Here is a 15,087-nt window from a genome sequence, read left to right as displayed (position 1 = left end):
GCGTCTCAACCTCGCCGTTGGTCTTCGCGAACAAGGAGACCACCATGTCCAAAGACGCTGATCTGGCCGAGAAATTCTGGAAGGCGCTGAAGTCCGACCGCACCGTGATGCTGGGCCTGCCCGATCTCGAAGGCGGTCGCGCCCAGCCGATGACCGCGATCATCGAAGGCGACCATTCGGGCCCGATCTGGATCTTCAGCGCGGTCGATGTCGACCTCGTCCAGGCCGTCGAGGGCCAGACACGCGACGCGCTGCTGCACTTCGCCTCCAAAGGACACGAGGTCTTCGCCACGGTCGACGGATCGTTGCGGATCGACAATGACCGCACCACCATCGAGCGCCTGTGGAACCCCTTCGTCGCGGCCTGGTACGAGGGCAAGGACGATCCGAAGCTGCGCCTGCTGCGCTTCGAGCCGGGCGACGCCCAGATCTGGCTGAACGAGCACAGCCTGTTCGCGGGCGTGAAGATGATGCTCGGGGTCGATCCGAAGACGGACTACAAGGACAAGGTCGGGGAAGTGCGGCTGAGCTAGGAAGGCGTTCACCCTCCAAATCCGTCTCCCCGGCGAAGGCCGGGGCCCATATCCCACCCGGTGGGGCGGATTGGACTTGCGCGGCGCTCCTGGCGTCAACCCCAGCGCTTTTCCATCTGGATCCCGGCCTTCGCCGGGAAGACGGGTAAGGGCGGCTACCGCTCTTCCCGGAACGGCGAATACTCTTCCGTCAACAGGGCGATATCGCTCTCGACGGCCTCGCGCTCGCGCTCGAGGTAGCGCGCCACCGGCTCGCGCAGGGCCGGGTCGGCGATCCAGTGGGCAGAGTAGACCGCGCTAGGCAGATAGCCCCGCGCGATCTTGTGCTGCCCCTGCGCCCCGGCCTCGACGCGCGGCAGGCCCAGGCGGATCGCGTGCTCGATGGCTTGATAGTAGCAGAGCTCGAAATGCAGGAACGGCACGTCCTCGGTGCAGCCCCAGTGGCGGCCGTAGAGGCAGTCGCGGCCCAGCAGGTTCAGCGCCCCGGCGATCCAGGGGCCGCCCGGCCGACGGGCCATGATCAGCAGCACCTTGTCGGCCATCCGCTCCTGCAGCAGCGAGAAGAAGCGGCGGTTCAGGTACGGCCGGCCCCACTTTCTCGACCCCGTATCCATGTAGAAGCCGAAGAAGGCGTCCCAGTGATCCTCGGTCAGGTCGTCGCCGGTCAGGGAGACGATCTCCAGCCCGTCCTGGGCGTCGCGGCGCTCGCGGCGGATGGTCTTGCGGCGATTGGCCGACAGGGCCGCCAGGAAGGCGTCGAAGGTCGCGTAGCCCCGGTTCTCCCAGTGGTACTGCTGATCCTGACGCAGCAGCATGCCGCGCTCGCCCATCCAGGCCCACTCGTCCTCGACCGGGAAGGTCACGTGCAGCGACGAGGCGCCCATGCGCTCGCACAGAGTCAGGGCGCCGCCCAGCAGGGCCGAGCGCCCCTCGTCGACATCGACGCCCGGCCGCACGATCAGTCGCGAGCCGGTCACCGGCGAGAACGGCGAGGAGCACTGGAGCTTGGGATAGTACCGCCCGCCGGCCCGCTCGTAGGCGTCGGCCCAGGCATGGTCGAAGACGTATTCGCCCTGGCTGTGGGACTTCAGATAGAGCGGCATGACGCCAGCGACGACGTCGTTCTGGTCCAGAACCGACAGGTGCTGCGGCGCCCAGCCGGCGCGCGGACCCACGCAACCGCTCTCTTCGAGAATCGACAGGAAGTCGTAGCTGACGAACGGATCACCGGTGTGGTCCGCGCAGGCGTCCCAGGCGGCTTTGCCGATCTCGGCGATCTCGCGATGGACGCGAACGGCCGACTGGACGCCCGTCGGGGCCCCAACCTGGGCCGATGTCACGCCGTGAAGCCCTCGAAGATCAGGTTGTCGCAATGGTCGCGCACGCCTTCCCACTGGTCGGGCGAGCGAACCGTCCAGGCGACGATTGGCATGCCCTTGGCGCGATATAGGTCGGCGCGGGCGCTGGGCAACATGTCCAGGCCCAGGGCCAGGAAATCGGGGCGCGCCAGCTCGACCTGCTCCAGCGCCGCCAGCGACTTGCGCATTTCCGGGGCCAGCTTGCGGGCGCTGTCGTCGTTCCAGCCGTAGCTGTCCAGGCCGCGCAGGATCTGCGGGTGGTGGTCGGCGAACCAGGCGTGCGAGTAGGGGTTGAAGCCGATCACGGCGGTCGGACCATTGTGGTCGACCAAGACGTCGGTGACGCGCTTCTCCAGCGGCCCGACCTCGCCGAAGGGGGTCTTCAGCTCGATGAACACCATGGCGCGGTGGCCGATCATGGTCAGCGTATCGGCCAGGGTCGGGATGGTCTCGTCCGTGCCGTTCAGGGTCATGGCCCCGAGTTCGGCGACGGTGTGGTCGCGCAGACGGCCTTCGTGGCCGGTCATGCGTTCCAGGCGCTCGTCGTGGAAGACCACTGCCTCGCCATCGGCGGTCAGCTGGACGTCCAGCTCGATACCGTAGCCGCCCGCGCAGGCGGCCTGGAAGGCGGCCAGCGAGTTCTCCGGCGCGCCGTCCGGGGTCCAGAGGCCACGATGGGCCACCGGCGGGTCGAACAGGCGCTCCCACGCCTCGCCGAAGACGTCGGTCGAGGGACGTTCGCGCGAGCGCATCAGGCGATCTCCACCACGGCGTCGATCTCGACCGCGAAGCCGAGGGGCAGACGATAGACGCCCACCGCCGAGCGGGCGTGGCGGCCCGCGTCGCCCAGCGCCTCGACCATCAGATCCGAGCAGCCGTTGATGACCTTGGGGATGTCGATGAAGTCCGGACCAGCCTGGACGAAGCCGCCCAGCTTCACGACGCGGACCACGCGGTCCAGGTCGCCATCGCAGGCGGCCTTCATCTGGGCCAGTAGGTTGATCCCGCAGATGCGGGCGGCCTTCTGGGCGGTCTCCAGGTCGACGTCGACGCCGACCGTGCCCTTGACGCCGCCGTCGGCGTCCAGCGAGATCTGGCCGGAGATGTGTACGAGGGCGCCCGTCTTGACGAAGGTCACGTAGTTGGCGACCGGCGCCACCGGCTGGGGCAGTTCGATCCCAATCGCCTTCAGGCGTTCCTCGACCTTCGACATGCATGCGCTCCAATGAACTGGTGCGGCATGCTTACCGTGCTGCGCGAGGGCGCAAAAGAGAAAAGGCCCGGACCTTGGGGCCCGGGCCTTTTAGCCTTGTCGGTTCGGAGCCAGCTCTTAGCGAGCGGCTTGGAACTTTTCGACGGCGGCGGTCATGCGCTCGTTCAGCGGCTTGACCGAGTCCTTGATCGAGGCCGAGACGATCTCCGAGGCCTTGCTGACCTGGGCGATGTAGGCTTCCAGAGCCGACTTGGCCCAGGCGGTCTGCAGCTCGACGGCTTCCTGCACGCTCTTGGCGGCGGCCAGCGACTTGGCGGCGGCGACCTGGTCCTCGGCGGCCTTCTTGCCATAGGCGAAGGTCTGAGCGCCCAGGGCTTCAGCGCCCTTGGTGGCCGCGGTCACCGAGGCGACGACGGCTTCCAGGTTCTTCTTCGAGTGGGTGTTGGCTTCGGCCAGGGCGGCCAGCGACTTCTCGACGCCGTCCTTGAACGCTTGGTTCGAGGCGGTGCTAAACTGTTCGACGGTGTTCTTGACGGTTTCGGCGGCGGCCATGGGAATTCTCCTGGGGAGGGAAGATCGGAGCGGGGCGAACGAACGAGCTGCAACTCGCCCATCTGCGCTTGGAACACCACGGTTCTCTCATGTTGCAGTGCAGCAGTCAATGATTTTGTGCAGCGCACCATGACGTAGCGTCACGAGACCTCAAGCTGCAGCATTGGCGCCGCGCGCCTGATATTTTTGCGGCTGCGGCAAGATCGCTCACCAGTTGTTTACTTTAGCGAAAGGCCGCTTCCATCATGCTAGTGATCACGCGTGTGGCGGTGCGAAACCGCTCCCAGTTCAAATGACGGACGCCGCTTCATGTTCGCCAAGCTTACCGCCGCCCGATCCTTGTTCGCCGTCGCCGGCCTCGCGCTCTCGTGCCTGTTCGGCGCGGTCGCGCCCACCCCGGCTTCGGCGGCCATACCCTATCTGCAGCTGAACGCTCAGGAGCCGAAGTACGCGGCGATCGTGATCGACGCCAATTCGGGCGAAGTCCTTTACGACAAAAGGGCCGACAGCCCTCGCTACCCCGCCTCGGTCACCAAGGTGATGACCCTGTACCTGACCTTCGAGGCGCTGAGCGAAGGCCGCCTGAAGCTGACGGACCGGGTCGTCATGTCGCCCCGCGCGGCCGCCCAGGCTCCGACCAAGATCGGCATTTCGCCGGGCGACAGCCTCTCGGTCGACGAGGCCATCAAGGCCATGACCGTAAAGTCGGCCAACGACGTCGCCGTGGCCATGGCTGAGCGACTCGCCGGCAGTGAGTCGCGCTTCGCCGCCCTGATGACCCTGCGCGGTCAGGAACTGGGCATGCGCAACAGCCGCTTCGTCAACGCCTCGGGCCTGCCCGACAGCCGTCAGATCTCGACGGCCCGCGACCTGGCCATCCTGTCGCGCGCCACCATGCGCGACTTCCCGCAGTACTACAGCTACTTCTCGGTGAAGGGCTTCTACTTCCGGGGCAACTACGTCAAAGGCCACAACCGCCTGCTGGACAGCATGGACGGCTTCGACGGCCTCAAGACCGGCTACACCAACGCCTCGGGCTTCAACCTCGCCGGCTCGGCCGTGCGCGACGGCCGTCGCCTGATCGCCGTGGTCCTGGGCGGCCCCTCGACCGCCTGGCGCGACAACAACATGGAAGACCTGCTGCTGACCGGCTTCGACGTGATGAAGCGCCGGTCGCGCGGCGAACGCACCAGCATCGCCGCCAACATCTATGAGGAAGAGCCCTCGGGCCCGATCGAGCGTCCGTCGACCGAACAGGGTGACGGCGATCAGGCCGGCCTCCGGATCGTCCTGACCGAGAACCCGCGCAATCCGGGTCCGGTGAAGGTCTCCCCCACCCTGCGCGGCGCCCAGGAGGCCGCCAAACCGAAAGCCGCCAAGAAGCCGAAGGGCGAATGGGGCGTGCAGGTCGGCGCGTTCAAGTCCAAGTCGCTGGCCAACGACCAGCTGAAGCTGGTGCGCGGCCGCTTCGCCAAGATGGTCGCCGACGCCGAGGGCGCCGTCGAAGGCGCGGCCGGCGGAGCCTTCCGCGCCCAGTTCCAGGGCCTGACCTCGGACGCGGCGCGCGAGGTCTGCTCGGCCCTGAAAGCCAAGCGCATGCCCTGCATGGTGCTGTCGCCGCGCTAGCGGACTTCTAGATCCAACTTAGCTTGTCATCCCGCAAAGCCCTTGGGGCTTGTCCGGGACCCAAGGGCCAACGCAGTGCGGTCGTCCCTGGGTCCCGGCTCTCCGCTTCGCCGCGGCCGGGATGACAAGCTATTTGGTTTCCGAGATCACCTTGCTGATCAGCCTCGCCAGCCGTCCCACGCCTTCCTCGATCTGCGCGTCGGTCGGCAGCGAGTAGCTCAGGCGGATGGCGTTGGCGGTCTTCACCTCGGCGAAGAACGGCGCGCCGGGCACGAAAGCGACGCGCTCTTCCGCGATAGCCCGGGCCAGCAGGGCCGCGCCGTCGATCCCTTCCGGCAGGTTGATCCAGACGAACATGCCGCCTTCCGGATGCGACCAGGTCACCCCCTTGGGCATGGTCCGCTCCAGGGCGGCCAGCATCACCCGCCCCTTGGCGCCATAGGCCCCGCGCAGGCGGTGCAGGTGCTGGTCATAGCCTTCCGAGACCGCGCGATGGGCGACCATCTGGTTGATCGTCGAGACGTGCAGGTCCGCGCCCTGCTTGAGCAGGACCAGCTTCTCGATCACGGGCTTGGGGCCGCAGACCCAGCCGATGCGCAGGGCCGGCGAAAGGGTCTTGGACAGCGTGCCCAGGAACAGGGTCCGAGCGTTGTCGATCCCGCCCGCCCGCTCGATGTCGAGGGCCAGCACGGTCGGCGTCGACTCGCCGGCGAAGCGCAACTCGCGATAGGCCGCGTCCTCGACCAGGGTCATGTCCAGCGCGGTGGCCAGATCCAGCAGGGCCTTGCGCTCTTCCAGGGTCAGGCTGACGCCGGTCGGGTTGGCGAAGTCGGGCACGAAATAGCCAAGCGCGCCGTGCGGCAGGTCGGTCTGCCCGCCCCGCAACGCCGCTTCCGGCAGGTCGCGATAGGTCGGCTGGTAACCGTTGAAGGCCTGCAGCGCGCCCAGATAGGTCGGTCGCGCCACCACCACCGTATCGCCCGGGCTGATGAACAGCTTGCCGATCAGGTCCAGCGCCTGCTGCGAGCCGGCGGTCAGCATGATGTTGTGCGGTTCGCAGGGCATGCCGTCGCGGGTCATCCGCTCGGCGATCCATTCGCGCAGCGGCAGATAGCCCTCGCTGACGGAATACTGCAGCGCCTGGCTGGACAGGACCGGGTCGGCCAGCACGGCCTCGTACTCGGCCTGGATCCGCTCGGCCGGGAACAGGCTGGGATCGGGAATGCCGCCGGCGAACGACAGGATGTCGGGCTGGTCCAGCAGCTTGAGAAGCTCGCGGATCTCACTGGCGTGGACGCGGTCCATGCGCGCGCTGAAACGCCCGGCCCAGTCAATGGCCGAAGGGGAAGCTTGGATAGTCATGGGAGGATCAAGGTCCGAAACTGAAATGACGCCTTTGAGCCACGGCTCGTGGCTCGCTCTCAACGAAGGTCAGAGCGTCATACCGAGCAGGTTTGGCCCGAAGAGCGGCGGCGCCAGAAACGTTCGTTATTGATCATGGCGCTAGTCGTAGCTCAGCTTCGCCGCCTGATCAAACGATCCCGCGCGGCGTTGAGCTGGGCGGCCAGGCCTTCGGTGCCGCCCTTGTCCGGATGAGCCATCTGGATCAGCCGCATATAGGCCGCCTTGACCTCGTCCAGGCTCGCCTCGGGGCCGACGCCGAGGATGGCGCGGGCTTCGGACAGGCTGAGCTCGGCCTTCGGCGGATGGACGATCTCGCGGCGGATGACCGGCCGGCGGCGGGCCTCGGTGACGCTCCACAGGCCGATGACGCCCAGCACGATCCCCGTGCCCCAGGAGCCACGGATCGACGCGTAGGCCGCACCGGCGAAAGCGGCGATCGAGGCCGCGCCCGCGCCGACCCGCCAGCCGTCGCCGTTCAGGAATGCGCGTCCTTTCGGCCAGAGCAGGAAGACGAGGATGGCCGCGCCCAGCAGCAGGTACAGCATCGGAGCTCCAGATACGAAAACGGGCGGCAGGGTCGCCCCGGCCGCCCGCTTCCAGAACTTAGACGAGCGCCTACTGCGCCGCCAGCAGGGTCTCGCCGGAATAGGCCGACAGGCCCAGGCTGTGCATCAGGGCGCGCAGCTCCTGGCGGGCGGCCAGGTGCTGCAGCGACACCGGCACGGGGCGCACCTGCGGCGACAGGTCGGCGATGGTCAGGCCGAACGGGAACAGCTCGCGATAGATGACGCGGTCGCGCAGGCCGGGGCCGATGCGGAAGCCGACGCGCTTGGCCAGGGCCGTCAGACGGTCCTCCAGGCGCTTGCGGTTGCGGGCCTCGGTGGTGGCCAGGCGGTTGCGCAGCACCACCCAGTCCATGGCTTGGCGCTGCCCCGACAGGGCGCGCTGCTTGCGGCCTTCCCAGACGGTCAGCGAATAAAGGCTGGGCTTGGTCAGCTCCAGGGTCACCGGATCGACGGTGCCCAGCATGTCGAAGTCGACAAAGCTGTCGTTCATCGGCGTCACGACAAGGTCCGCGCGGCCGTGGGCCAGGCGCGTGATGGCGCTGTCGCCGCCGGGGGTGTCGATCAGGATGAAGTCGCACTCTTCCGCCGCGCGGGCGAAAGCGGCCTCGAAGCCGGCGATCTGGTCTTCGTCGCCCTTCTCGGCCAGGGCGATGTCGTTGTCGCTGAGGTCCAGCGCCAACGGCATGGGCAGATCGAGCTTCTTGTTGGCGGCCCAGGCCCGGCGGTTCTCGAAGAACCGGCCCGACGTCCGCTGGCGAAGGTCCAGGTCCAGCACGGCGACCTTGGCGCCGCCGTACAGCAGCGCGGTGACAAGGTGGACGGCGATGGTGGACTTGCCCGCACCACCTTTTTCGTTGCCGACGACGATGACGCGCGTTTCGGCCATGGCTCGATCCCCGATGCGTCGCGACTCGCGCGACCTTGGACTGAAGGTTAACACGATGTTACCACCGCCCTAGCGGGTCAACCGGTTCAATCCACAAGCATAATTGTCGCACCCCCGGCGCGGCCTCACGCAACGGATGGTGGACCTGCGGAGGCCACGAGGCCATAAGCGCCGCCTGTCCGCGTGGAGACCTCGCCATGACCCAGATCGTCCGCACCGTCGCGCAGATGCGCGAGCACGTCCGCGCCTGGAAGGCCGCCGGCCAGCGCGTGGCCCTGGTCCCGACCATGGGCGCCCTGCACGAGGGCCACCTGACCTTGATCCGCCTGGCCCAGCGGAACGCCGACCGGGTGATCGCCACCGTCTTCGTCAATCCCAAGCAGTTCGCCCCGCACGAGGACTTCGACGCCTATCCGCGCGGCGAAGCGATGGACGCCGAGAAGCTGGCCTCGGTTGGCTGCGACCTGATGTTCGCCCCCAACGGCGCGGAGATGTACGCCCCCGGCTTCGCCACGGCGATCACGGTCTCGGGCGTCTCCGAACCCCTCGAAGGCGCGGCGCGCCCGCAGTTCTTCGGCGGCGTCGCCACCGTGGTGGCCAAGCTGTTCATCCAGAGCCAGGCCGACGTCGCGGTGTTCGGCGAGAAGGACTACCAGCAGCTGCAGGTGGTCAAGCGGATGACCCGCGACCTGGACATCCCCATCGAGATCATCGGCGCCCCGACGGCGCGGGCCGAGGACGGCCTCGCCCTCTCCTCGCGCAACGCCTACCTGTCAGCCGAAGAGCGCGCCGCCGCCGTGGCCCTGCCGACGGCGATCAAGGCCGCCGCCGCCACGGTCGCCGCGGGTGGCCGCGTCGACGAGGCCGAACACGCGGCGACGGCCGCCCTGAAGGCGGCCGGCTTTGGTCAGGTCGACTATGTGGAAGTGCGCGAAGCCAGCGATCTGTCGCGCCTGGGCCCCGGCCCAATCGGTCAGGCCGACGGCCGCATCCTGGTCGCCGCGTGGCTGGGCAGGACGCGTCTGATCGACAATATGGCTGTAGCCTAGAGTATTTTCCGACGAAGTCGGATACCGGTTCGTCGTCAGAACATGCGTCAAAACAAATGACTAGAGCATTTTCCGATCCAACTGGATCGGTGAAATGCTCTAGACCGGCTTGAGGGCGATCAGCAGCCCCACGATCAGACCCACGAACAGCATACCAACGCCCAAGGCGGCAAAACTGGCCTTCATCGTCATCCCTCCGCGATCCGTGCGACAAGATGACACCCGGCCTGGTTGCTGCTTCGCTAATAACACCCTCAAAAGTTCTCTTCGGCGAAAGTCACCAGGCGCCCAGTTCGCGCAGTTGACGGGCGAGATCGGGCGGCAGGTCGGCGGCCTCGCTTTCGGTCAGATCCGGCGGCGCGTCCTCCGGCTTCAGATAACGCCAGCCCTGGAAGGCCCGACGCGGCTGGGGCGCCACGCGGATGATCGGCGGATCGACCGTGACCTCGCAGCGCGAGGCCGCGCTCTCCCCGACCGTATCGATGGCCAGGATCCTTTGACGGCACAGGATCTGTCCCTTGAACACCCGATACAGCGAGCCGCCATCCAGCACCTCGTCGATCCGCTTGGGCGTCATGCGGGTATGCATGATCCAGGGCTGGTTCTCGTCCTTGTGCCAGGCCAGGAGATCCTCGATCGTCTCGCAGCCGACGACCAGCTTGATGATGTGCAACGCCATGGGCGCTAGATAGCGCGCTTCCAAGGTAAGGCAACCGACGCATTCGTCCGCCCGCTCTCGCCCGGTTGGGGAAAGCCATCGACGGTCCATATGACACCGTTATCCCTTAGCTATCGCGTTCATGTGGGGGCGTGATCCGAGCCCGGAGGGCTCCATGCCGCCGTTTCGGACGCCTTGTGGGAGGCCGTCCGCAGCGGCGGTCTTCGTTTGGGGGCTGGGGTGGACGCCTGGGTTTCCGATGCGCGTTTTCGGATGTGAGAACCTCGGCGAGGCGCGTTCACCCCGGCGGCAGGCCGCCCTCGGTCGGCGTCGGCGCTTCCGCCGCCTCGTTCTCCTCGGGCTCGAAGGACGGCAGCGGCGTCGGCTGCTCGATGCGGGCGCGGATTTCCGGATCCTTCAGCAGGGCCACGCGCATCACCTCGCGGGCCCGGGGCGCGGCGGCGCTGGAGCCGAACAGGCCGCCGTGCTCGACCAGCACCGACATCGCGTAGCGCGGGTTGTCGTAGGGGGCGAAGGCGATGAACAGATTGTGGTCCTTCAGCCGCCAGGGGATGCCCTGGTTGCTGCGCGATCCCGTCTGGGAATACTGGCGCACCTGGGCCGTGCCGGTCTTGCCCGCCATCAGCACGTCGCCAAGACCCAGCTGGCTCTGCTTGTAGGCGCCGCCGGTCGGATCGTTGGCGACCGCCGCCATGCCGTCGCGGACGATGGCCAGGTGCTCGGGCGGGATAGGCAGGTCCGCCACGGCGTCGCCGTGCGGCTGGTCGATCCCGCCGATCGACTTGACCAGGCGCGGGTTCAGCGCCCGCTTGCCGTTGGCGAGACGCGCGCACATCACCGCCAGCTGCAGGGCGTTGACGTTGATATAGCCCTGGCCGATCCCGTACGGTACGGAGTCGCCGGGGTGCCAGGTCGGGTCCTTCTTGAAGGCTTTCTTCTTCCACTCGCGCGAGCCGACCAGGCCCTTGCGCTGGCCGGGTATGCCGAGGTCGAAGGTCTGGCCGAAGCCCATGGCGGTCGCCGTCGCGTGGATCGGATCCGGCCCGATGCGCAGCGCCATCTGGTAGAAATAGACGTCGCAGGAGTTCTTGATGGCGTCGTGCATGTTCTGCGCGCCATGCCCGCCCTTCTTGTGGCAGTGCCAGGTGCGGCCGCCGAAGTACCAGCCGCCCGTGCAGACCACCCGCTCGCTCGGATTGACGCCCGCGCTCAACGCCGCCAGCGCCACCGTCGGCTTGAAGGTCGAGCCCGGCGGGTAGACGCCGGTCATGGTCTTGTCGAGCAGCGGCTTGCGCTCGTATTCGGCCAAGGCCCGATACTCGGGGCCTGACAGACCCTTGACCAGCTGGTTGGCGTCGAAGCTGGGCGTGGAGGCCATGCACAGCAGGTCGCCGTTACGGCAATTGACCATCACGATCGCGCCGCTTTCCTCGCCCATCACCTCCAGAGCGCGGTTCTGGATGTCAGCGTCCAGGGTGAGACGGATCTCCTTGCCGGCCGTCGCGGCGATATCGCCGGCCGGATCCAGGCGCACGACGCGACCTTGGGCGTCGACCTCGGTCTTGGTGGCGCCGGCGTGGCCGCGCAGCGCCATGTCGAAGGCCTTCTCCACGCCCTGCTTGCCGATCCGGAAGCCGGGATTGTGCAGCAGAACCTGGTCCTGCGTGCTGTCACCCTCGGCGGCCTTCAGATCCCGCTCCGACGCCTTGGCCACGTAGCCGATCACGTGGGCGAAGGCGCCGCCGAACGGATAGACCCGCACCTCGCCCATGTCGGCGGTTACGTTGGGCAGCTCCGGCTCACGGATATTGATCCGCGAGAACTCCTCCCACGAAAGGTCCTCCATCACCACGACGGGCGCCTTGCGCGGGGCGCGGGCCAGTTCCTTCAGAACGCGCGCGCGGCGCGCCTCGTCGATTGGAACCAGCTTCTGGAGGTCGGTCAACACGGCCTCGGCGTCCAGGCTCTTGTCCTTGTTGATCATCAGCCGGAAGTTTGGCCGATTGGACGCCAGCGACACGCCGTTGCGGTCGAGGATCAGACCACGCGGCGGCGGCACCAGACGGTAGTTGAATTGGTTGCCGGCCGAGAGCTTCTGGTAGCGAGAGGCTTCCACGAGTTGCAACTGGGCCAGGCGTCCGCCCAGGGCCAGCAGGCCCCCGCCCGTAAGCCCACCCAAAAGGAACGCGCGCCGGTGAAAGACACCCTGACGCTCGTTGACCTCGAAGAAGAAGATTGAAGGTTCGCTCATCCCGACTCAACCACACCTTGTCCGGACGACATCACACCGTTGGTCGGTCTCAAAGGACCTTTCGCGGTCGGCGGAAGGTTTCCGCGGCAGCTGTTTTGGGGGCCGCCAAGGGGCGAGACCGTGTGAAGATCCAGGGCCGCCCCCTTCACGAAAGAGAGCCTTCGGGTTCCGGGCCGGCGCCATGGGCGATGGAGCGCCAGATCGGTGATTTCAACCGGGGTCGAGGGGGGGCTTCGGACCGCCAACGCGCTTTCCCTGCCCCGGTGAAAGGCGGCCTCCAAGTCGCCGTCTTGGCGCGCCCCCCCCCCCCCACCCGCGCTCATCGCGCCCAAAACCCGTCTTTCCGAGAAAGAGCGTTCAGCGCGCTCCATCCCCGGCGTTGGCGATCTCGGATCCAGCGAAATCAATCGCTTGTCGATTTTACACGCCGCTGAATGATCGGCGTTCAGCGCGGCGCCATAATGCTTGCAGCTCGTCGCGAGGAAAGGGCGCATGGCCAGCGACCGTTGCGGCGGCGGGGGGTGATCGAGCGGGGGCAGGTCCGAGGGGGATACTCGGACGGTCCGGGGATGAGCTTGCTGGGCTCACCCGCCCGCCGTCGGCGTGGTTGGAGGCAAAGGGGCGTGTCAGGCTGTAAGCCCGTCCTCTTCGACCTCTGGGCGCTTCCGGAAACGGAAGAGTCCGGGTCCCGGTAAGGCCTGAACAGGGCCACCCGACGGGACGCTGGCGGATAACGATCGCGCGGAGCGTCGGGCTTCGTCGAAACGGTATTTCTATTTCCAAACTCCGGACGCTGTCCGGCGCTCTGCGTCCCTTTCCACGACTTCCGCGGCTGGCCGCGTGGAGGTGCGGACGTGCGTCCAGCTCAGCGCAGGCCCCCACCTGACCTGCTACGCAGGTCTGTCCGCCCCCAAGCGGGGCGGAGAGGAAGCCGCGCCCTCTTCTCTCCTCCCCCTGTTGGGGGAAGGGGGACCGGCGAAGCCGGTGGAGGGGGCGCTCAGCCGACCGCCGCCTCAAGCCGCGCCAGCACCACGCCCTCGCTGACCTGGCCGCCGGTCACGGCGGTGAGTTCGGCGACCACGCCGTCGAACGGCGCGGCCAGGGCGTGCTCCATCTTCATGGCTTCCAGGGTCAGCAGGGTCTGGCCCTTGCTCACCGTCTGACCGGCCTGGACGGCGACCGAGACGATCTTGCCCGGCATCGGCGACAGGATCTTCCCGTCGGAGGCCGCCCCCTCGCCCGCCCCGCCGACCTTGGCCTCGAAATCGAAGGTCTGGACGTCGCCGCCCTCGAACACCCGGATCGGCCCCTTGCCATAGGTGGTCGGCAGGCGGGTGACCTCGTCGAAGGTCGCGCCGTCGGCGTGGCGGATGTCCCAGGACCAGTCCTCGGAGCCGCCGCCGATCAGGGCGACCCGCAGCGGCATGGCCCTGCCGTCGGCCGACATCGGCAGATGCATCGGGGCGCGCGGGGCGTTCATGCGGAAGCCCAGCAGCTTGGACGGCGCGCTCTCCCACGGATCGCGGCGCGCCTCGGCCTCCAGGAAGCTGTCCAGCCGCCAGCCGATCGCGGCCATGGCCGGCTCGTCGCTGAAGCTGCGCTCGACCAGTTCGTCGAGGCGGGCCTCGATGAAGCCGGTGTCGACGGCGCCGTCGACGAAGTCCGGGTGGCTGGCGCACTTGGCCAGGAAGGCGGCGTTGGTCTTGACCGGCCAGACCTCGACCAGGGCGCAGGCCTCGGCCAGGCGGGCCGCGGCGTCCTCGCGGTCGACGCCATGGGCGATCAGCTTGGCGATCATCGGATCGTAGAAGGGCGTCACCTCGCCGCCCTCCTCCACCGCGCTGTCGACGCGGACGTCGCCTTCGGGCAGGCGGAAGTGCTTCAGCTTGCCGGTCGAGGGCAGGAAGCCGGTGGCCGGGTTCTCGGCGTAGAGGCGGGCCTCCATGGCCCAGCCGTCCAGCGTGATCTCGTCCTGCTCCAGCGGCAGCGGCTCGCCCGAGGCGACCAAGAGCTGCCACTCGACCAGGTCCTGGCCGGTGACCATCTCGGTGACCGGATGCTCGACCTGCAGACGGGTGTTCATCTCCATGAACCAGATGCGGTCGGCGCGCAGGCCTTCGCTGGCGTCGGCGATGAACTCGACCGTGCCGGCCCCGACATAGCCCACGGCCTGGGCGGCCTTGACCGCGGCGGCGCAGACGGCCTCTCGCGTGGCCTCGTCCATGCCGGGGGCCGGAGCCTCCTCGATGACCTTCTGGTGGCGGCGCTGCAGCGAGCAGTCGCGCTCGAACAGGTGGACGACGTTGCCGTGCTGGTCGCCGAACACCTGCACCTCGATGTGACGCGGCCGGGTGACGTACTTCTCCAGCAGCACCCGGTCGTCGCCGAAGCTGGCGGCGGCCTCGCGGCGGCACGAGCCGAGGGCGGCCTCGAAATCTTCGGCCTTGTCGACCTTGCGCATCCCCTTGCCGCCGCCGCCGGCCACGGCCTTGATCAGCACCGGATAGCCGATCTTGGCCGCCTCGGCCGTGAGCCGTTCGACCGACTGGTCCTCGCCCAGATAGCCCGGCGTGGTCGGCACGCCGGCCTCGATCATCACCTTCTTGGCGGCGTCCTTCAGGCCCATGGCGCGGATCGCCGAGGGCGGCGGACCGATCCAGACCAGGCCCGCGTCGATCACGCTCTCCGCGAACTCGGCGTTCTCGGACAGAAAGCCGTAGCCGGGGTGGATGGCCTCGGCCCCCATCTGACGGGCCGCGGCCAGGATCTTCCGCGGATCCAGATAGCTCTCCTTGGCCGGCGCCGGGCCGATCAGGATCGCGGCGTCGGCCTCCATCACGAAGGGCGCGTGGGCGTCCGCCTCGGAATAGACGGCGATCGTCCGCACGCCCAACTCACGAGCGGTGCGGATGATGCGACGGGCGATCTCGCCTCGGTTGGCGATCAGGACGGAGGAGATCAAGGCGGAGA

General features: G+C 67.8%; 14 protein-coding genes and 1 pseudogene. 3 read left to right on the top strand and 12 right to left on the bottom strand.

Features of this window, described 5'->3' with window-relative positions; translation table 11 throughout:
* The first annotated feature begins 44 nt into the window (after positions 1-44).
* Positions 45-533, top strand: coding sequence for a pyridoxamine 5'-phosphate oxidase family protein (locus AC07R7_RS10760; protein WP_492840841.1), 489 nt, complete (start codon positions 45-47; stop codon positions 531-533).
* Positions 534-688: 155 nt separating this feature from the next.
* On the opposite strand, the gene AC07R7_RS10755 is transcribed toward AC07R7_RS10760, so the two are convergent.
* From AC07R7_RS10755 to AC07R7_RS10740, 4 genes are all read right to left on the bottom strand, one after another.
* The gene (locus AC07R7_RS10755) at positions 689-1,873 is read right to left on the bottom strand and encodes a GNAT family N-acetyltransferase (protein WP_494635128.1); all 1,185 of its coding nucleotides are present in this window, start codon (positions 1,871-1,873) and stop codon (positions 689-691) included.
* A complete protein-coding gene (locus AC07R7_RS10750; protein WP_494635127.1) occupies positions 1,870-2,643 on the bottom strand; it encodes a glycerophosphodiester phosphodiesterase in 774 nt (257 codons plus the stop codon). The genes AC07R7_RS10755 and AC07R7_RS10750 overlap by 4 nt, the downstream gene beginning before the upstream one ends.
* Positions 2,643-3,104 carry a RidA family protein gene (locus tag AC07R7_RS10745; protein WP_494635126.1) on the bottom strand — a complete coding sequence of 154 codons (462 nt, stop codon included), beginning with the start codon at positions 3,102-3,104 and terminating at the stop codon, positions 2,643-2,645. Before AC07R7_RS10745 ends, AC07R7_RS10750 begins: the two co-directional genes overlap by 1 nt.
* A gap of 117 nt (positions 3,105-3,221) precedes the next feature.
* Complete coding sequence (locus AC07R7_RS10740) at positions 3,222-3,656, bottom strand: phasin family protein (protein WP_125159352.1); 435 nt, start codon at positions 3,654-3,656, stop codon at positions 3,222-3,224.
* A gap of 309 nt (positions 3,657-3,965) precedes the next feature.
* Here AC07R7_RS10740 and AC07R7_RS10735 point away from each other — a divergent pair, with 309 nt between their 5' ends.
* On the top strand, positions 3,966-5,282 hold the full coding sequence (locus AC07R7_RS10735) for a D-alanyl-D-alanine carboxypeptidase family protein (protein ID WP_492888514.1): 1,317 nt from the start codon (positions 3,966-3,968) through the stop codon (positions 5,280-5,282).
* A gap of 129 nt (positions 5,283-5,411) precedes the next feature.
* On the opposite strand, the gene AC07R7_RS10730 is transcribed toward AC07R7_RS10735, so the two are convergent.
* The 4 genes from AC07R7_RS10730 to mipZ all read right to left on the bottom strand — a co-directional run bounded on the left by AC07R7_RS10730 (position 5,412) and on the right by mipZ (position 8,138).
* Positions 5,412-6,644 carry an aminotransferase-like domain-containing protein gene (locus tag AC07R7_RS10730; protein WP_494635125.1) on the bottom strand — a complete coding sequence of 411 codons (1,233 nt, stop codon included), beginning with the start codon at positions 6,642-6,644 and terminating at the stop codon, positions 5,412-5,414.
* A 77-nt stretch (positions 6,645-6,721) separates the two neighbouring features.
* On the bottom strand, positions 6,722-6,781 hold the full coding sequence (locus AC07R7_RS10725; RefSeq protein WP_492840937.1) for a hypothetical protein: 60 nt from the start codon (positions 6,779-6,781) through the stop codon (positions 6,722-6,724).
* Between the two features lie 15 nt (positions 6,782-6,796).
* The gene (locus tag AC07R7_RS10720) at positions 6,797-7,231 is read right to left on the bottom strand and encodes a J domain-containing protein (protein WP_492840829.1); all 435 of its coding nucleotides are present in this window, start codon (positions 7,229-7,231) and stop codon (positions 6,797-6,799) included.
* Between the two features lie 70 nt (positions 7,232-7,301).
* Positions 7,302-8,138, bottom strand: a complete 837-nt coding sequence (gene mipZ / locus AC07R7_RS10715; RefSeq protein WP_492888512.1) for a division plane-positioning ATPase MipZ — start codon at positions 8,136-8,138, stop codon at positions 7,302-7,304.
* A 197-nt stretch (positions 8,139-8,335) separates the two neighbouring features.
* On the opposite strand from mipZ, the gene panC reads away from it, so the two are divergent.
* Entirely contained in the window at positions 8,336-9,187 is an 852-nt protein-coding gene (gene panC / locus AC07R7_RS10710) for a pantoate--beta-alanine ligase (protein ID WP_494635124.1), read from the top strand.
* A gap of 277 nt (positions 9,188-9,464) precedes the next feature.
* On the opposite strand, the gene AC07R7_RS10705 is transcribed toward panC, so the two are convergent.
* From AC07R7_RS10705 to AC07R7_RS10690, 4 genes and pseudogenes are all read right to left on the bottom strand, one after another.
* Entirely contained in the window at positions 9,465-9,866 is a 402-nt protein-coding gene (locus AC07R7_RS10705; RefSeq protein ID WP_494635123.1) for a DUF1489 family protein, read from the bottom strand.
* Positions 9,867-10,143: 277 nt separating this feature from the next.
* Positions 10,144-12,117: a penicillin-binding protein 2 gene (gene mrdA, locus AC07R7_RS10700; protein ID WP_494635122.1), complete on the bottom strand. Its 1,974-nt coding sequence runs from the start codon at positions 12,115-12,117 to the stop codon at positions 10,144-10,146.
* Positions 12,118-12,562: 445 nt separating this feature from the next.
* Positions 12,563-12,938, bottom strand: a pseudogene (locus AC07R7_RS10695) (hypothetical protein).
* Between the two features lie 176 nt (positions 12,939-13,114).
* A complete protein-coding gene (locus AC07R7_RS10690; RefSeq protein WP_494635121.1) occupies positions 13,115-15,079 on the bottom strand; it encodes an acetyl/propionyl/methylcrotonyl-CoA carboxylase subunit alpha in 1,965 nt (654 codons plus the stop codon).
* Positions 15,080-15,087 lie beyond the last annotated feature (8 nt).

The organism is Caulobacter sp. GW821-FHT05F04, assembly GCF_059419665.1.
This window is presented reverse-complemented; position numbering and strand designations above follow the sequence as displayed.

Bases quoted from the DNA above. Each gene is read 5' to 3' on its own strand.
- AC07R7_RS10760 (WP_492840841.1), top strand. From the start codon at position 45: ATGTCCAAAGACGCTGATCTGGCCGAGAAATTCTGGAAGGCGCTGAAG.
- AC07R7_RS10750 (WP_494635127.1), bottom strand. From the start codon at position 2,643: ATGCGCTCGCGCGAACGTCCCTCGACCGACGTCTTCGGCGAGGCGTGG.
- AC07R7_RS10745 (WP_494635126.1), bottom strand. From the start codon at position 3,104: ATGTCGAAGGTCGAGGAACGCCTGAAGGCGATTGGGATCGAACTGCCC.
- AC07R7_RS10740 (WP_125159352.1), bottom strand. From the start codon at position 3,656: ATGGCCGCCGCCGAAACCGTCAAGAACACCGTCGAACAGTTTAGCACC.
- AC07R7_RS10735 (WP_492888514.1), top strand. From the start codon at position 3,966: ATGTTCGCCAAGCTTACCGCCGCCCGATCCTTGTTCGCCGTCGCCGGC.
- AC07R7_RS10730 (WP_494635125.1), bottom strand. From the start codon at position 6,644: ATGACTATCCAAGCTTCCCCTTCGGCCATTGACTGGGCCGGGCGTTTC.
- AC07R7_RS10720 (WP_492840829.1), bottom strand. From the start codon at position 7,231: ATGCTGTACCTGCTGCTGGGCGCGGCCATCCTCGTCTTCCTGCTCTGG.
- mipZ (WP_492888512.1), bottom strand. From the start codon at position 8,138: ATGGCCGAAACGCGCGTCATCGTCGTCGGCAACGAAAAAGGTGGTGCG.
- panC (WP_494635124.1), top strand. From the start codon at position 8,336: ATGACCCAGATCGTCCGCACCGTCGCGCAGATGCGCGAGCACGTCCGC.
- AC07R7_RS10705 (WP_494635123.1), bottom strand. From the start codon at position 9,866: ATGGCGTTGCACATCATCAAGCTGGTCGTCGGCTGCGAGACGATCGAG.
- mrdA (WP_494635122.1), bottom strand. From the start codon at position 12,117: ATGAGCGAACCTTCAATCTTCTTCTTCGAGGTCAACGAGCGTCAGGGT.